Source organism: bacterium (genome assembly GCA_041648665.1).
In the GTDB taxonomy this organism is placed as follows: Bacteria; UBA10199; UBA10199; order 2-02-FULL-44-16; family JAAZCA01; genus JAFGMW01.
This window is the reverse complement of the sequence record JBAZOP010000009.1, coordinates 39283-56211: the sequence shown is the minus strand read 5'-3', so window position 1 is coordinate 56211 and position 16929 is coordinate 39283. Positions and strand designations below refer to the sequence as shown.

The 16929-nt window shown below is 57.3% G+C and carries 13 protein-coding genes; 1 reads left to right on the top strand and 12 read right to left on the bottom strand.

Annotated elements, in window-relative coordinates:
* The 6 genes from WC683_05470 to WC683_05445 form a co-directional block, all read right to left on the bottom strand.
* The coding region (locus tag WC683_05470; protein MFA4972043.1) for a PD-(D/E)XK nuclease family protein at nt 1-213 on the bottom strand (213 nt) is incomplete at its 3' end.
* Nucleotides 210-1091 carry a phage recombination protein Bet gene (gene bet, locus WC683_05465; GenBank protein MFA4972042.1) on the bottom strand — a complete coding sequence of 294 codons (882 nt, stop codon included), beginning with the start codon at nt 1089-1091 and terminating at the stop codon, nt 210-212. The genes WC683_05470 and bet, both read right to left, overlap by 4 nt.
* A gap of 28 nt (nt 1092-1119) precedes the next feature.
* A complete protein-coding gene (locus tag WC683_05460) occupies nt 1120-1389 on the bottom strand; it encodes a hypothetical protein (protein MFA4972041.1) in 270 nt (89 codons plus the stop codon).
* 13 nt (nt 1390-1402) lie between these two features.
* On the bottom strand, nt 1403-1657 hold the full coding sequence (locus WC683_05455) for a hypothetical protein (GenBank protein ID MFA4972040.1): 255 nt from the start codon (nt 1655-1657) through the stop codon (nt 1403-1405).
* 331 nt (nt 1658-1988) lie between these two features.
* Nucleotides 1989-2315 carry a hypothetical protein gene (locus WC683_05450; GenBank protein ID MFA4972039.1) on the bottom strand — a complete coding sequence of 109 codons (327 nt, stop codon included), beginning with the start codon at nt 2313-2315 and terminating at the stop codon, nt 1989-1991.
* A 359-nt stretch (nt 2316-2674) separates the two neighbouring features.
* Entirely contained in the window at nt 2675-2851 is a 177-nt protein-coding gene (locus WC683_05445; GenBank protein MFA4972038.1) for a hypothetical protein, read from the bottom strand.
* A gap of 357 nt (nt 2852-3208) precedes the next feature.
* On the opposite strand from WC683_05445, the gene WC683_05440 reads away from it, so the two are divergent.
* Nucleotides 3209-5488 (top strand): prenyltransferase/squalene oxidase repeat-containing protein, encoded by a 2280-nt coding sequence (locus WC683_05440; protein ID MFA4972037.1) that lies wholly within the window; start codon nt 3209-3211, stop codon nt 5486-5488.
* Here the strand turns inward: WC683_05440 and WC683_05435 are convergent.
* From WC683_05435 to WC683_05410, 6 genes are all read right to left on the bottom strand, one after another.
* Nucleotides 5480-5923 (bottom strand): SRPBCC family protein, encoded by a 444-nt coding sequence (locus WC683_05435; protein ID MFA4972036.1) that lies wholly within the window; start codon nt 5921-5923, stop codon nt 5480-5482. The genes WC683_05440 and WC683_05435 overlap by 9 nt on opposite strands.
* 9 nt (nt 5924-5932) lie before the next feature.
* The gene (lipA, locus tag WC683_05430; GenBank protein MFA4972035.1) at nt 5933-6805 is read right to left on the bottom strand and encodes a lipoyl synthase; all 873 of its coding nucleotides are present in this window, start codon (nt 6803-6805) and stop codon (nt 5933-5935) included.
* A gap of 34 nt (nt 6806-6839) precedes the next feature.
* A complete protein-coding gene (gene recG, locus WC683_05425) occupies nt 6840-8984 on the bottom strand; it encodes an ATP-dependent DNA helicase RecG (GenBank protein ID MFA4972034.1) in 2145 nt (714 codons plus the stop codon).
* 55 nt (nt 8985-9039) lie between these two features.
* On the bottom strand, nt 9040-10362 hold the full coding sequence (locus tag WC683_05420) for an OmpA family protein (GenBank protein ID MFA4972033.1): 1323 nt from the start codon (nt 10360-10362) through the stop codon (nt 9040-9042).
* A gap of 175 nt (nt 10363-10537) precedes the next feature.
* A complete protein-coding gene (locus WC683_05415) occupies nt 10538-15481 on the bottom strand; it encodes a hypothetical protein (GenBank protein MFA4972032.1) in 4944 nt (1647 codons plus the stop codon).
* 232 nt (nt 15482-15713) lie between these two features.
* Nucleotides 15714-16922, bottom strand: a complete 1209-nt coding sequence (locus WC683_05410; protein ID MFA4972031.1) for an aspartate kinase — start codon at nt 16920-16922, stop codon at nt 15714-15716.
* Nucleotides 16923-16929: the final 7 nt, after the last annotated feature.

Genomic DNA, 16929 nt, shown 5'->3' with positions numbered 1-16929 from the left:
GGAGGAGAAAACCTCTTTGACCTCGTCTATGGGCAAGTCCCTCTTCGTCTCTATTTTCTGTACGAGGTTGGTTTCATTGGCCTTGTGAAAGCTCGATCCCCGGACCATAGAGACGCGAGGCGGCACCTTGAAACCTTCCAGATATCGGAACCTGTATTGCCTCGGACATCTTAGAAACATCGCCATCTGGGTAAGGGATATATGTTCACTCATAGCACCACCTCGCCCACTATCGGTTCATCTACGTCTTTTACATCCGAATCAGGTTCGTTCTCTATGTGCGTTTTTTCTTCCTTCATCTTAGTTACCGTTTGTCTTAGCCATGCTATCTGCTTCGGCGTATTCCATGACTTCACCTGTTCGACTGTAGGTGATTCACCTTTTGAGTTTTGGAGGTACACTCTATAAAGATCACCTTGACCGTTCTCTTCAAAGAAAGTCTGTAACTCGATAAACTCATCTACCACATGGGGCGGCTGCGGTTCTGGTTGTGGAGTCGGATTTTGTGCTTGGTCCATTTCATCAGAGGTATAGAGGCCGGATAACTCTTGTGGAAAAGCGCGGCGAAGGGCTAGAGCCTCGGCAACCTTGGCAATCATTAGGTCGGGCATCTTTGACCACATGGCGTTAGGTCCGCCGCTTTTTTTAGTCTGCACATAACTTGAAAAACGTGCGACTGCATAAAGAGGCTTTTCAAAATCAGACCTGAGCACGCCAACGCGAGCAGCTACAGGAGGCGTTGAATCGGTCCAGACATCAACCCATACTCCTTTCTCTCCGCACCACTCGGGTCCTTCTTGCCCAGCATATTTACCGCTACGCTCTGCAATAAGCCTGAAACCGTCGATACTCGTCTGAATCGACATTACTTCTCGATTCTGCGACGAATCCCAACGCTTCACGGCGTATACTTGCCGCGCGAGAGGGTCGAGTCCTGTGCGCTTGCAGGCATGGATAAACAGCGAGAGTTCATCGTCCGTTGCACCCTTGCAGATCGTGCGCTTAATGAGGTCGGTTTGTTCGCTGGACCACCCTGCAAGCGCCCCTGTAGTCTGTGGCGAAACGACCTGTAATTCTGACTTTTTCACCATACCGTCCCTCCCTTTCCCCACCTGAAAGTCAGTTCGTAAACTGACGATCAAGTGAATGCCCCTGATACATTCGAGTGACTTTAGAACCTACTTCTAAAGCCTTCTCTCGTTGATACCTTTCTTCAAATTCCTTTGTACGTCCGAAACGAGCCGATTCCATATCAGGCGATATCTCTGGAAACTCGTCACGGTGTCGCTTGTAAGACCGATACACGAGTTCATCCAGGTCGTGATTGGACAACTCTATTTCTTTTTTCGGCTTCTTTTGTAGCCAGCCACAATCAATCATTGTTTTCATCGGAGTCCTCCCTTTAGTAGACAATCTTAATCCTCCCTTTATCATCCGTGGGAATGCCATACTTGTTAAGGCAATCCTCGGCAGACCAACAGGGATGTACGCCATTTTGTTTGATGGCTAAAATATTGCCACTCAACTGTCTGGAACCAGATGAGTTGCAGGCAATCAACATGACATCATTGCCATCCCGTACCAGTCTGAGATACAACTCTTTCTTTTCTTCCTTTTCTTCGCCCCATATCTTTAATTCTGTTTTTACCTCTGACATTTGGTCCCCCTTATCCATGCTGTTTTATATACGCACGTACCTTCTTTGCGGCGTTGACCCAACCTGACCATGTGCGTCTCGTGCTCATGTCCTTCCATAGCCCGCCGCAGCAATCTCCCTCTACAAGAGGGCAGAGGCTTGTTGAAAAACAAGCAAAAGGGTCATACTTCTGACAATAAGGACAATCCCCACTGTGCCATTCTTCACCGATTGCTCTCTCCATGTCCCCTGAAAATGGAAACTTCCTCTTTGGTTGCTTCTCAGCCCATCTAATCATTCGATCGTAATGCTTTAGTGCACGCTGCTTGAGTGTGAAAGCCATCATTCCCCCTTATCTTTCATTATTCACGCAGAGATCCTCTAGGTCTGCACCGCATACGGCTCTGGATAATTCCGAAGGGTCCATTTCCTCTTGGCAAATTGAACAAATGAAACCAGATAAAGCCTCCCGTCCGTTATCTTTGAAATCGCGCTCGTGGCAACGTGAGCAAATCTTTGTCTCTGTCTCGAAACAATGCGGGCATATATGCTCATCTTGAAACTCAATGATTTCATCAGACCCCACTTCAAGTCGTTCTTTACATTCGCTGCACCGCACATATTCCGGCTTTCCTTCATTCGGCGCATATCCAAAAGTATTAGGCGTGAATCGGTCCATCTCTCCCCCTCAGAGCCACACGGCCCAGTTACGAGTTAGCCAGCCAATTAATCCACCCACACACGCACCTATGATTATGTAGAGTTTCATGCGGCACCTCTGACCCGTTTCGCTTCTTGATAATCTCTACGCCCACCCTCCCACTTAACGGTTGTGCCTTGGCGCTTTCCATGTACAAATGAAGTGCGCTGTGAAGATTTATTGAGATGTTGCTTGCGTAATTTGCGTGCTTTTTTACCTCTCATAAAACCCCCTTGTTTAAATCTGGCAGACGGTGGCCGGATTTGAACCAGCTGCCACACCCTCTAGACTAGAGAGTGTTCGGTGTCCCATCCACCGCGCACCGTCGCCAGATTCGTTTACGCTGTTAGAGACTTGCCGCCTTCGAGGACTACCAGTGGCGACTTGAGATATTTTCTGGAGAGATTGTAGAAGAGACGTTTTTCGATCTTGCGATTTTCTTTCGATTGATACCCTTCGGCCCTCGGCCCCGGTATCACCTGCCAGCCGTTCAAGAATATCGGCCTTGAATTCATCGATGCCCTGCTCGCCAAGTATGCCCCGTTCTCGTACCCGATATGCCAAGCCTGTTGGCTCACATGATTGATATCGTACACCTGGTAGAGACTGCCCTTGATTCGACGTACCCGGCGCTCTATCGGACCTAGCCGAAAAACCGTACATTCCTGTTGAAAACTCAGGGCATTTATGATGGGATATGGGGTCATACAGCCTCCGACGTGGACCCCCAAGTCCATCATGTTCTAACGATATGTCGATTGTTCTATTATTGACGAAAGTAATTGAATGATAATTACTTAATAGTAAGTAACTAGCTATAATATACCTTATCCGACTTTAGATATATATCCGGATCCAGGAGCAAACCAACGATGAACAAGGAAAACCTCCAGAACAACGCAGATACAGGCCTTGTAGACGAGCTCTCCACGACCCAGGGGCAGCTAGGCCTCTCTATCGGGCCCGGACAATTCGGCATCATCGGCCCTGTCAAACGACCACCCTTGAAGGAAGAGATCATCGACCCTGCCTCAGGCCGCCAGATACGCATCAACGGCCGCAGGGTCCAGGCGAACTCCATCTTGGAAGGTTCGATCAGGCTCATGAAATCGCTGCAGCGCCAGGACGGCTACTGGTGGTTCGCACTCGAAGCCAACGAGACCATCGGCGCGGAGTTCATATACCTCATGCATTATCTGGACGAAGTCGATCCGGAGATCGTAAAAGGCATAGCGAGGCGCATACTTGACGTTCAGCGCAAGGATGGCACCTGGGCGCTGTATCACGAGGGTCCCGCGGATCTTTCGACCACCGTGGAATGCTATTTTGCCTTAAAACTCGCGGGTATGGACCCATCAGAGCCCTGCATGCAGCGCGCCCGCGAATATATCCTCTCAGCCGGCGGCGCCGAAAAGGTGCGTGTATTCACTAGGATACACCTCGCAATGTTCGGGCTCATCCCATGGGATGCCGCACCGGCCATGCCGGCAGAGTTTATCTTCCTGCCAAATTGGTTCTACGTCTCGCTCTATTCCTTCTCCAGTTGGGCCAGGGCCACGATCGTGCCCCTGCTCATCTTCATGTGTCAGAAAAAGGTTCAACCCTTGCCCGATAACTTCCAGCTGGACGAGATCTTTCTGGCTCCCAGGGAAAAGCGAGACTTTTCCTTTAAGACTGACAAAGGTTTTTTCTCGCCGGAGAATTTCTTCATACAGATCGATAAGCTGCTCAAGATTTACGAGAAAAACCCTTTAAAGGAACTTCGAGCAAAGGCGATAAGGCGTTGCTCTGAATGGATCTGGGAACGGGTGCAGAAGACCGAGGACATATATCCGCCCATGGCATACTGCGCCTTTGCCCACAAGGCACTCGGCCTTTCGAACGACGACCCTAAGATAAGAAAGCCGTTCAACGCGCTGAAGATGTTCCAGCAGCGTTATGCGGCAGATGATGTGCCGGCGCTGCCCCCTGAGATACGCGACAACGGCAAGGCGCGCCCCTCCGAGCTCCGCGAGGCCGGCATCGACCCCCGCACCAATCCGGCAGAGGCCTCTGCGAGCCGTGACGGTTTCAGAATTCACCAGCAGTGCTGCATATCGCCTGTATGGGACACTCCCTGGATGATCGAGGCGCTCCTCGAAACGGGCGTTCCTCCGGGCGACCCCGCCCTTCTCCGCGCCGGCCGTTGGCTCATGTCCAAGCAGATCACCGGCGTGCGCGGCGACTGGGCGATGAAAAATCCGAAGGGCAAGCCAGGCGGCTGGGCGTTCGAGTTCGAAAACGACTATTACCCTGACGTCGACGACACCATCCAGGTGCTGACCGCTCTCTGCAAACTCTCCATACCGTGGCGCGAAAAGGAAAAGGCGGTGATGCAGGGCATCGATTGGCTCATCTCCATGCAGAACGACGACGGCGGATGGGGCGCATTCGACTGCAACCAGACCCGCTGGATCGTCAACCGCATCCCCTTCTCCGACCACAAGGCGTGCCTCGACCCCTCCTCGCCCGACATCACCGGCCGGATGGTGGAATTCCTGATGAGGAGAAATTACTCCACCTCGCACCCGTCGGTGAAGAAGGCGCTGAAATATATCCGGGAGACACAGGAGGATTTCGGCGCATGGTTTGCGCGCTGGGGTATCAACTACATCTACGGCACATGGTGCGTGCTCACGGCGCTGGCCGCCATGGGTATCGGGCATACAGACAGCAGGGTCGCAAAAGCGGTGGCGTGGCTCTCATCAGTGCAGCGGCCCGACGGCGGGTTCAGCGAAGCAGCGGACACCTACCATCCGCACAAGCCGTTCGAGAGCTACAGCGAAAGCGTCCCGTCGCAGAGCGCGTGGGCGTTGATGGGGCTCGTCGCAGGCGGCGCAGTGCACTCCCCGGCCGCGGCCAGGGCAGCCTGCTATCTCATAAATAACCGTAACCTAAACAACGGATGGGACGAGAGGCACTACACCGGCACCGGCTTCCCGCTGCATTTCTACATCCGCTACCATGGCTATCGCCACTTCTTCCCGCTGCTTGCCCTGGGCAGGTATTTCCGTGCAGGCGGCACGTGCGAGGCGATCGAGCGGGCGGGCGGCCGGATCGCGGAAGCACCGGTGGACGCGTTCAACCTCAAGACGGGTATCAAGCTATCGTGATTTCTTCGCGAATCTCTTCTCCGCCTCCTGTTTGACCTCTCTTAACATCTTGGGGAGCCCTGATTTCAGCGTCCCTTCGGCAAAGGACTTTGGCACCCACATCGGGAAGCGCATCTCCACGCTGAAAGTAGCGTCCGTGAGATTGGGCTCCAGTTTCGCCAGCTCCCACGAACCGTCGTTTCCTTCCATAAAATCGCCCTTGATCAGAGACCAGTCTATGCGGCTTGGGGGTGAGAGCCTCATTGCGAGCGTATAATTGATGCGGCTCACTATCTGGGCCGTGAAATCCACCTCTGCTTTGGACTTCGCTTTCTTGACTACCTTGGCTGCGACGATCTCGTTGAGAAAATCGGGATAGCTCTCAAAATCTGAGATCACCCTGAACACCTCTTCGATCGGCGCCTTGATAGCTATGCTCTCTGAGAGCCTGCTCATCTTACCTCCTTAAAGTAACGCTTTATCTGCCATGTATGAGCTGCGCACAAAAGGACCGCAAAACATGTACTTGATACCTTGCTTTAACCCTATTTTTTCATATCTCTGAAATATTTCCGGTGTGATGTAAACCGCTACTTTCAGTTTTCCCTTCGCGGGCCTCAGATACTGGCCGATGGTCACAATATCGCATCCGGCCTTTGCCAGATCTAAGAGTGCTGACTCGACTTCGCGATCAGTCTCCCCCAGCCCTACCATGAGCCCGGACTTCACGCGCCCCTGCGGGAGCTCCTTTCGAGCGAGAGACAAAACTTCGAGAGAACGACGATAAGAAGCCCTTTTGTCCCTAACGCTCGGGGTAAGCCTCTCCACTGTCTCGATGTTGTGGTTGAAGATATCGGGGCGCGCCTTGCAAACAGTGCTGACATCCCCTTCCCTGCCCATGAAATCCGGGGTCAGCACCTCAATTGAAGTACCGGGGCACATGGCCTTCACCGCCGCAATCGTGACCGCGAAATGGAACGCCCCTCCGTCCGCAAGATCATCGCGGGTCACTGAGGTGATCACCGCGTGTTTGAGGCCCATGGCCTTGACCTGGGCCGCCACCCTTTCGGGTTCAGAAGGGTCCAGGGGGGTTGGAACACCGGTTTTCACCGCGCAGAATCCGCAGGAGCGGGTGCAGGTATCGCCCATTATCATTATAGTAGCTGTCCCCCGCTCAAAACACTCGCCCATGTTCGGACAGTGTGCCTCCTCGCAGACAGTATGGAGGCCGCGGGCCCTGAGACCCTTCTTGATCTCGTGAGCACTGTGGGAGGCATGGCCGCTCTTCCTGAGCCATTCCGGAAGCCGTTGCCGTTCGTTATTATCAGAAATTCCCATGAGTCCGAGCTGGATATCAGATTTATACGCCCAGTCAACTTATGTCGGCGAGGGTGAGGCGGCCCTCCCAGCGGGAGAGGAGGACCTCCTTGATGCGAGAGTTTTCCGCCAGCTCGAGCCTGGGGTCGCTCTGCGCGAGAGCAAACGCGGCCTCGCGCGCCTGCGTGAGGAGGCCGATGTCGCGGACGAGATTCGCAATCCGGAACGGAGGCATGCCGGACTGCCGCGTACCCATGAATTCCCCTGGTCCGCGTAGAGCGAGGTCCTCCTCAGCGATCTTGAATCCGTCGGTCGTCTCGGTCATGACCTTGAGCCTTCGGCGCGCGTCCTCCGAGCGGCGATAGTCCGCCATGAGTATGCAATACGACTGGTGGTTGGATCTGCCGACCCTGCCTCGCAGCTGATGCAGCTGCGCCAGTCCGAATCGCTCCGCATGCTCTATCACCATGACCGAGGCGTTCGGCACGTCCACCCCTACCTCCACGACCGAGGTCGCAGCGAGCACCTGAATGCGGCCCCCCTTGAACTCGGCCATCACGCGTTCCTTCTCGTCGCCGGACATCCTGCCGTGCAAGAGCTCCACCCGGTGATCCGGCTCGAATACGCCCTTGAGCTCCTGGCACATGGCGGTCGCGTTCTTGAGGTCCAGCTTCTCGCTCTCCTCGATGAGGGGATAAACCACGTACGTCTGCAGCCCGAGTTTGAGTTCGTGCCTGATCCCTTCATAGAGCTTCGCACGTTGGCGCTCGTCATAGAGTTTGGTGACGATGGGGAGTCTCCCCTTAGGCATCTCGTCTATGATCGAGACGTCGAGATCGCCGTAGAGGGTCATGGCCAGGGTGCGCGGGATCGGCGTGGCGGTCATCACCAGCACGTCGGGCCATGCCCCTTCCTCCGCATCCGGGGCGCCCTTGCGCCTGAGCTTCGCACGCTGCATCACCCCGAAGCGGTGCTGCTCGTCCACGACCACGAACCCCAGCCGCTTGAAGTCCACCCCTTCCTGTATCAGCGCGTGTGTGCCGACAGCGAGCTCGATCGAGCCGTCGGCTATGCCGCGCAGGATCTCGGCGCGGTCGCGTCCCTTCGTCGAACTCGTGAGAAGGGCGTGGCGGATGCCCATGGGGCCGGCGAGCTTCTCTATCGTCCTGTAGTGCTGCTCCGCCAGTATCTCGGTCGGCGCCATTATCGCGGACTGAAAGCCGGCCGCGCGCGCCCTGTTTGCCGCAGCGAGCGCAACCACGGTCTTGCCGCTGCCCACGTCTCCCTGCAGGAGCCTGTTCATGGGGACGGGCCTCGCCATGTCCGAGAAGATCTCAGAGATCGCCCTCTTCTGCGCAGCCGTGAGCTCAAAAGGCAGGGCCGACAAGAGCCTCGCATGCCCCGCATCGTCCCCCTCAAAGACGAATCCCTGTTTTACCGTGTGCTGGCGGCGCCTGATGGCGAGCCCCAGCTCAAGGAAGAAAAACTCGTCGAATATGAGCGTCCTGTGCGCAGCGGAGCGGCCAATCGCCAGGAGCTCCGGGTCTAGATCTGGCGAGGGAAAATGGATTTCCTGAAGGCATTCCCACGGATCGGAGAGGTGATATTTTTCCGCAAAGGACTCGGGGAATATCGGGTGTATATGCTGGTTGAACGAGTCCCATGCGTTTCTTATGATCCTGCGCACGGTTTTCTGGTAGAGCCCCTCCGTCAGCGGATAAACCGGGACTATCTTGCCCCCGGATTCAGGCGCCCCGCCCTCCTCGCCCAAGACCTCCATCTCCGGGTGTATGAACTGCAGCGTGCGGCCGTACTCGGAGACGTCGCCGGAGAGCATGACCTCCATGCCTGTTTTGAACTTCTCCTGCATGTAGGATTGCCTGAAGTGGAAGAACTTGGCCGAGGCCTTTCCCGTGCCGTCGCTGAGCACGATCTCGAAGATGCGTTTGCGGCGCTTTCCCATGAAGGAAATGCCGGCGGCCTCGATTTTTCCCTGCGCGGTCCTGTCGTGTCCGGGCGAGAGCTCGGACATAGGGAGTATGCGGCGGCGGTCTATGTAGCGGATCGGCGTCACTGCGAGCAGGTCGCCGACCGTGAGCACGCCCATGCGCCCCAGTATCCCGGCGAGCGCAGGCCCCACGCCTTTGACGAACTGGACGGGAGTGGCGAGCGGATGTCTTGTCTGCCTTTGATCGGTCATATCGATAAAAAGGGGAGCTCATCGCTCCCCCTTATTGCCCATGCATCAGCTCATATCACTGCGGCGCGATCTGCACCACCGTAAATTCCGTGCGGCGGTTGCGCGCGCGGCCCTCGACAGTGTTGTTGTCCGCGACCGGCCTCGTCTCGCCGTAACCCACCGCCGCCAGCCTGCTGGACTCAATGCCTTTGCCTATGAGGTAGTCGCGCACCGCGTTGGCCCGCCGCTCTGAGAGCTGCTGGTTGTATGCGTCGGAGCCTATCCAGTCGGTGTGGCCCTCCACCCTCACGAGATTGATCTGCGGGTTGCGCGAGAGCAGGTATGCCACGTCGTCGACTATCGGATAGGAGATCGGCCTGATGACCGCCTTGTTGAACTCGAAGTGGATCTTCTGGGTGATTACGATCTTCTCCTCGACCGCCGCCTCGACTGCGACTGGCTCAGGCGGCCCGACCTCCGCGCGCCTGTAGTTCACGCCCACGAGCACCCTGAAGTCCGGGCTGCCGATGCCCGTGGTTATGCCTCGGCCGCCAGCCGCAGTGACAGTGAGGCCCTTGGCTCTCGACTGAGGCGTCCAACGGCCGCCGACCAGGAACTCGGCCGGGTTCTGCAGCTGGTTCTGCCAGTAGCTCTTGATAACGCCCTCGGAAATCACTTCACCGAGGACCGCCCATGAGTCGTTGATGCGCACGTTGATGCCGCCGTTGAGGATGAGGGAGTCGTCGATCACGGCGTTGGCGTTGTTCACGTCGTAGCGCGTGTTCGCGTAATTACGATAGCCTGCGTTCAGGGCCAGAAACACGCGGTTCTTTATATCGGCGTCGAATGCGAGGATTCCGCCCGGCGACCACATGCCGTTGCCCAAGAACGTGGATTCCTTTCCGGTCGGAAAATAGAAGAACGGAATGATAGCGAGGCCGACGTGATAGCGGTTGATGTCGAGGAGCCTGAATTTCATCTCAAGCCTGACATCGCCCATCTTGCCGTAGAGATTCTCTTTCGTGGCCGTGGCCGCGGGCTGGTTGGGATTGATGTAACCCTCCCAGATGGCCAGAGGCACGTTTACGCCCGTGGACCACCAGTCCGTCCAACCGATGGCGCCCATGATGTTGGCCATGAGCAGATCGTCCACGATCCCGCGGCGCCTGCGCCCTGACGCGTCCGCGTACTCGAGGGGCTCAAAGGCGTAATCGATGTAGCCGCCGGCGTTGAAGCCCCACTGAGGCAACGTACCCGACTGATACATGGTGAGGTACTTGCCGCCGTCTGTCGCCGGATTGATCGTGATCACGTCGGCGTTATGCGCCGCCTGTGCGCTGTTTGCTATAAACAGTGCAAAAACAGCCATAGCGAGCAATTTGATAAATTTTCTGGCCATCTCCCCCTCCCCCGTAAGTATCAGTGATGACGTTGTTTTATGCGATTTTATTGGTTTTTTCAGGAATGTCAACGCCCAATCCGTTTATAAGACGCTCAAAAAAACAGCCCGAGGCTGATAACCTCGGGCTGATCCCTCATTAAATTTACGCCTGCCCTGCCTGCCGGCAGCCCATCTACTTCCTGTGGCGCCTACGGATCCTCAAGTATGCGATGCCTCCTGCAGGCGCAAGCAGCGCGAGCATGATCGGGAGGACCGAGCCCAGCGTTGGCTCAGCGCCGGCCACGAAGCATCCGCAACCGCTGCCCTGTCCGTATACCATCGGATCGCCCACTATGAAACCGAAGGGAAGGTCGACCGTCTGCGCCTCGCCTTCGGCCGCAGTCGTGTACTTCTCCTGGTAGAGCGAGAACGCGTAGCGCTGATTGGGAACCACTGGGTACGCATTGTCCGCGTATATTGCGGAGGTGGGCACCGCGCCTCCCATCGCCTTCACCCTCTCATCCATCATCGCCATGAGCTGCGGCCAGTCGATGCGATCCTCAACCGGTTTGAGATCCTTGGTGGCGCCCTCGGCCGCGACCCATGAGCCGCCCGTGTTGACCGTGCGCATCTTGAGCTCGTGCAGGGTCACCGCCGTGCCGGGCAGCGCATCCGCACTCAGCGCCATATCCAACGACAACTCGCCATCGCCGCCGCCTATTATCAGGCGGTGCGAATACATATTGTTCACGAGCGTGGATCCGGAGGCACCTGCGGCCACGGAGGTCGTGGTCATGGGGACAGCTCCAACGCTGGAAGCAAGGCTGGGCACCACAACCTGGGCAGACGGGAGTTCGGAGCCGCCCAGCGGCACGAGCATTATCGGCTGCTCCACCGTGACGAACGAACGAAACTCAAGCTTGGTCTCGTCTTCGAACGCAGAGCCGCCGGACTGGATGATCGAGTACGGCAGGACGTTGCCCGCGACTCCGCCGAGAGGATCGCCCGAGAGCGAGAGGCTGAGTTCGGATGGCGCAACCGTGGGGGCGGACGAACCGTCCACGCGGCAGACCACTGTGACGCCCTGCTCCTCCGGACAGATGAAGTCGTCGGTCCTGCCTGTGATCGCGCGGATCTTGTCGTTGGTCTCCTTGTACTTGGCAGCCACCGCGTCGTTGGGATAGGTCGCGCATTGCACTATGCAGTCGTTGTTCCTGAGCCCCACTGCCGTCGTCGCACCGCCGCGATAGCATGTGCAGTTGATCTCGCAGATATCCGCAGGCCCGTTGCCCGTGGAGTCGCACTGCGCGTTGACCGTTGCGGCGTAGCTCGAATCGCCGGGCAAAGTGCCGAACATATCGCACTGTTCGCCCGTATTAAGCACTCCGTCGGCGGGATTACAGAGATTGGGCATTTTGAGCACGACGGCGGTTAGCTCGCGAAGACCAGGCATGGCCTGGCCGATGGGGAACTTCAGATCGCCGAGCAAGCTTCCCACCGTGATCGGCGGCGCCACGCATTCGCAAGTGGCTGAACAGGAGGTGCCGACCGGGCAATTATTGTTGCTGCCGTAGACGCTCGGCAACAGCTCGGACGCCCTTGGATCGCATGCCTCATCAGGAGCGGATACGCATCCGTCGCCGCAGAAAGGTCTGGTGCACCTGCACTTATCGGTGTCAAGAGAATGAAATGGAGAACAGGTATAGGCAGCTACATCACAATTCGGGTCGTTGGATGAAAGACCCTCGCAAAGATAATACGGAGCCCCGGTGGTATTGCTCGTCGGATCCGCCAGGTTATGATCGCAACCTTCAGTAGCCTCGACTACGCCGTCTCCGCAGGCAGCGCCGGCCTTTTTGACGAACAGGTCGGTGAGCCTGTCGATGAACCTTGCGACCGATGCGGCAACATCGCCGGAGAAATTACTGACACCAGCGTCGGGTTTCTCATAGATCAGCGAACAGCCGGCTGCAATACGCGCAGCCTTTTGGTCGCTTCTCACGTCGGACCTCGAATTCGAGGCTTTGCCCATGATCGACGGCAGATACGCCGCCGAGACGATCTTCTGCATGAAATACTCTTCCATGGAGCGCGGCGGCGCATCGAGGCGGTCTATGAAATCGTTGATCATGCTGTTTACGTTCTTCAGATTGTCGCCGGAGCTGAGCATCTCCATCATCTTGGCGAGCTGGGGATCCTTTTCAGCCTGGGCGCCGAGCGCAAGCTCAAGCATGGCCTCAAGGTCCACATGCGGGAATACCGACTGTTCCACCGCGGCCGCTAGCCGCGCCGTGGAAGAGGCGTCGAGCTCCTGTGCGGCAGCATAGACGAGCTCCGAGGCGCGGGCTATTGCGTCTCCCTCGCCTACGATCACGTCGCTGCGTCCTGCCTGTGCAAAGTCGCTGTCGCCGTTGCCGCTGCTGCCCTCGTCTGAGTTCGAGGCCCAGGGGCACCCCGTGACCATCCACGTCGGCAAATCATTCAGCCACTGACTGTGCCAGCACGACGTATCCTTGAGTTTTTTGAGGTGCATATAGCACTGCGTGTTGACTACGTCCGCCGGAGAAGCGGCGCCCCAGCTGCATGGCGACGAACAGCAATCGTCGGTGCTGTAGAGCGGCCATTTGCTGCCCGTAAGTTCGCAATACGGTTTGGGCGAAGAACAACCGATCGGCACGGGATGGTTCGTCGAATCGATGAACGGGGCCACCACGTTGAACACATCCGCTTTCGGGCCCGCCGCTCCGTACGCGGAAAGGAGGTTTGCGTACACGCCCCAGTAATTCTCAAAAGCGCTGGCTACCGTGGGATCGTCGGATCCGGAATAGTCAGGGCAGCCTATGTCAGGCAGCATCAATGGCCTGCCCACGATCTGCGCCAGGGTATCGGGGCCGGTAGAGGCCTCATAGGCCTTGACCCTGCTCACACCCTTGGCTTGCGCCAAATCGGTGGAAGTGAAGCCGACCTGTACGCGCAACATGTCCTGAGGCAGGGTCGAGAAATTGAGCACACGGCGCAAGACGTATTCATATGCGCTGTAGCTGCTGCCATCTTCCGCCAATTCGGGGAGTACGTTTCCTGCAGCTATGTCGATCAGCTCGTCGCCGTCAAAATCGCCTGTCACCGCGGAGGCGACCTGCGCACCCGGGACAACCACGTAATTCGGTATATCTGCTGGATAGGAGGCCGTGAATTCGCAGCCGGGACCCGCGATCTCGTTGCGCAGCACGATGCTCACGCGGTTGGAGAACATCGCGCCCGCGCCGTCGTCGAACTTTACGCCATCCGGATCAGCGACGGTCTGCGCCCCACGCCAGGTCACGATGAAATCGCCGCACTTATCGCCGTCAAGGTTGGCGACCTTGACTTCATAGGGCACGAATCCCTCGGCCGGTCGCTCGACCCTGAGCAGATAGGGCATGATGAACGGGGTCTCTTGGTATTTATATGTGTCTGAAGTGCAAAAGGGCCCGGCGCCCGTAAATTCGTTGTCCACGTACTTGAACCACAGCTTCTTGAATTTTTCCCAGTTCGACACATAGTATATCATCCCTCCGCCAGGGCATTCGACTTCGCTGCACCCGGACGGCACAAACAAAACCTGATGTCTGTTGATGGGGTCGTCGGCATAGTCGGTCACGACCTCGTTGTCATACATCCCTGAGCCCACGAGGATCGGGTGCGTGGGGCTGAAGACGTGGCTTGGGTTCATGTCCACGTAATCGCCGTCAGGGCTGGACTGCAACCACTTGTTCTTCTGAATCCAGGCCATGGCAAGCGCGGTCCGGCGATCAGGGAAGCGGGTTGCATCCAGGTCGTCGAAATCAGCGCAACCGGCAGTCTCGCAGGTGCCGAGATGCCAGCGCCAGTTGTGGTACTCATTCGCCATGACGAGAGGCCTGCCCCAGATGTCGTAAAGGTTGCTCTCAAGATCAAAGAGTGTGCCTTGGTACGCCACGACGAGATCGGTGTCGGGGTACGGCACGTTCGGGCTGCATTCCGAAAGCCCACAATTCTGCCAGGACGACGCGCCCTTCAAATCGACCGCATCGATTGCGATCGGGTTCATGGCCAAGGGCAGGATCCAGTTGTTGAGCACGAACGGTACCAGTTTTTTCATGCCGCTGCTGACATCGATATACGGCATCTCATAGGCCGTGTAGCCGCCGAACAGGTAGCGCTCGGAGCCGGCGAGGTTCGCCTTGCGGAAGAGAGCGAGGGGCGAGAAATAGGCGTAAGGGGAAAAATCCGCGTACGTATAGGCGAACTTCAGAGTCATGGGAGCCGGATCGGAGACTGTAAGCGACATGTAAATTTCAGGCTTGGCTTTAAGCGGAACAGGATCGTAGACCGCGCCGACAAGGCCTGTGCCGATATCGACAAAATCGTACATGAGCGCATCTTTGTACTCATTGCCGCCGAGCGCCACGTTGGCCGGTATCGGCGCGCCGCATTCCCAGAACCCCATGGAAGGCATGTAGACATTGGGGAGCAGACACCACTTGAATGACTTGTCTTGGTGCACCACTGTGGTGGGATAGGTCTCAGGCGAATCGTATGGGGCAACAGGAGCAGCGTTGCCGATCAATCCCTCCTCCAGAGGATCGACCCCGAACAGAGCGTTGAATTCGTTCGCCTCCGCCTCGCTTCTTAAGTCCGCCATGATAAGCCGATGCGCCTGTCGAGAGTCTTTCATCTGGTACTCGAAGGCCGCAGCAAGATAGGTGTCTCCATACGTAGGATGATCCATGAACATGACGAAGTCGTCGGTGCCGATGCCGGTGAGCGGATCCAGCACGCCGGGAGCGTCTGCCCTGGATTTCAGATGGTCGACGCCGGGCGAATTCGCTGAGATTGCCCCTTCCGCAGGCGCGCCTGGCGAGGCGGCCACGTCGCCCACTTCGATAGGCACCATGCCTGGCATCTCGATCTTCTTGTCGGGCTTGAAGTTTTTGCCGATGCCCGCCGGGTGGGCGAAGAACTCGAGATCAGTGGACTGAGTCTTCGTCTGATCAAGAGCGTTGTCCCCGCCGATCAGGATCGGCTTGGAGAACTTGACCTCCTGGGCAACAGCGACCGACGCAATAATTGCGACGACACCGACTGCCGCAAGACACAGTGAATATGCACGTTTCATAGGATCCTCGCTTTCCCCTCCATCAGACATGATTGCAAGCCGGATGCCATAGGTATGGGTGCACAAATATACATATAACTTATTGATATTGAAAAATAATTTGACAGGCAGGGAGAAGTCATCCGCTTCTCAATATGATATGGATTTCATATGCGTCAATTATTCGACACTTTTGAACGCGGGGAAGCCTAGCACTTGTACAATCGGCACTCAAGCATCGAATAGGTGAATTTTATAAATAAAAGGCAGAATGCAGGATCCTCACCGCCCTCTCCGAGTGCCTGATATCCACCACTATCGAGACCTTGATCTCGCTGGTGCCGATCATCTGGATCGCGATCCCCTCCTTCGCCAGCGCCGCGAACATGCGGTGCGCCACTCCTGCGTGCGAGCGCATGCCCAGCCCCACGATCGAGACCTTGGCGATATCGCCCGCCGCCTCCACCCTTCCCGCCTTGACCTCGCGCGCCGCGGCCTCGGCCAGCGTCATCGCGCGCCTGAGATCGTTTTTCGGAACCGTAAACGTGAGGTCCGTGTATCCGTCCTCAGAGACGTTCTGGATGATGAGGTCCACATCGATGCCGGCTTTCGCGATAGGGGCGAAGATCGCTGCCGTGACCCCAACCTTGTCGGGGACCTTGCGTATAGCCACCTTGGCCTCGCCGGTGGTGAGACTGATGCCCGTGACCACGCTTCCCTCGAGCACTCTCTCTTCAGGCACGACCAAGGTGCCGGGGGATTCGGTGAATGAGGAACGCACGACGAGCGGGACCTTGAATTTTGCGGCGAGCTCCACGCAGCGGGCATGAAGGACCTTCGCGCCGGTGTCCGCAAGCTCCATCATCTCCTCGTACGAAATGCACTTGAGGAGTTTTGCATCCGGGCACAGCCTGGGATCCGCGGTCGCGACCCCCTCCACGTCAGTGAATATCTCGCAACGGTCCGCCTTGAGGGCGGCTGCGAGCGCCACCGCAGAGGTGTCCGAACCGCCGCGGCCGATCGTCGTCACCCTGCCCTCGCCGGTCGTTCCCTGAAAGCCGGCGACGATCGCCACCCTTCCCGCATCGAGCGCGGACCTCACGGCCGTGGGGTCGATGCGCTCTATGCGGGCGCGGCCGTGATTTGCATCGGTGAAGATGCCGGCCTGGAAACCCAGGAATGTCTCGGTCTCCAATCCCTCGCCCCGAAGCGCCAGTGAGAGCAGCGCGACCGAGGCCTGCTCTCCGGTCGCGACCAGCAGATCCATGTCGCGCGCGTCGGGCTCGCGCGACATCTCCTGCGCGAGTTTGATGAGTCTGTCGGTCTCGCCGGACTGCGCAGAGACCACGACCGCTACACGTTCGCCCGCGCGCCACGAGTTCGCCACGCGCTTTGCCACCGCCTTGATGCGGCCCGGATCCGCGACAGACGTGCCGCCGTATTTATGGACTATGGTTTTCATGATCATC

Bases quoted from the DNA above. Each gene is read 5' to 3' on its own strand.
- bet (MFA4972042.1), bottom strand. From the start codon at position 1,091: ATGGTGAAAAAGTCAGAATTACAGGTCGTTTCGCCACAGACTACAGGG.
- WC683_05460 (MFA4972041.1), bottom strand. From the start codon at position 1,389: ATGAAAACAATGATTGATTGTGGCTGGCTACAAAAGAAGCCGAAAAAA.
- WC683_05455 (MFA4972040.1), bottom strand. From the start codon at position 1,657: ATGTCAGAGGTAAAAACAGAATTAAAGATATGGGGCGAAGAAAAGGAA.
- WC683_05450 (MFA4972039.1), bottom strand. From the start codon at position 2,315: ATGGACCGATTCACGCCTAATACTTTTGGATATGCGCCGAATGAAGGA.
- WC683_05445 (MFA4972038.1), bottom strand. From the start codon at position 2,851: ATGAATTCAAGGCCGATATTCTTGAACGGCTGGCAGGTGATACCGGGG.
- WC683_05440 (MFA4972037.1), top strand. From the start codon at position 3,209: ATGAACAAGGAAAACCTCCAGAACAACGCAGATACAGGCCTTGTAGAC.
- WC683_05435 (MFA4972036.1), bottom strand. From the start codon at position 5,923: ATGAGCAGGCTCTCAGAGAGCATAGCTATCAAGGCGCCGATCGAAGAG.
- lipA (MFA4972035.1), bottom strand. From the start codon at position 6,805: ATGGGAATTTCTGATAATAACGAACGGCAACGGCTTCCGGAATGGCTC.
- recG (MFA4972034.1), bottom strand. From the start codon at position 8,984: ATGACCGATCAAAGGCAGACAAGACATCCGCTCGCCACTCCCGTCCAG.
- WC683_05420 (MFA4972033.1), bottom strand. From the start codon at position 10,362: ATGGCCAGAAAATTTATCAAATTGCTCGCTATGGCTGTTTTTGCACTG.
- WC683_05415 (MFA4972032.1), bottom strand. From the start codon at position 15,481: ATGAAACGTGCATATTCACTGTGTCTTGCGGCAGTCGGTGTCGTCGCA.
- WC683_05410 (MFA4972031.1), bottom strand. From the start codon at position 16,922: ATGAAAACCATAGTCCATAAATACGGCGGCACGTCTGTCGCGGATCCG.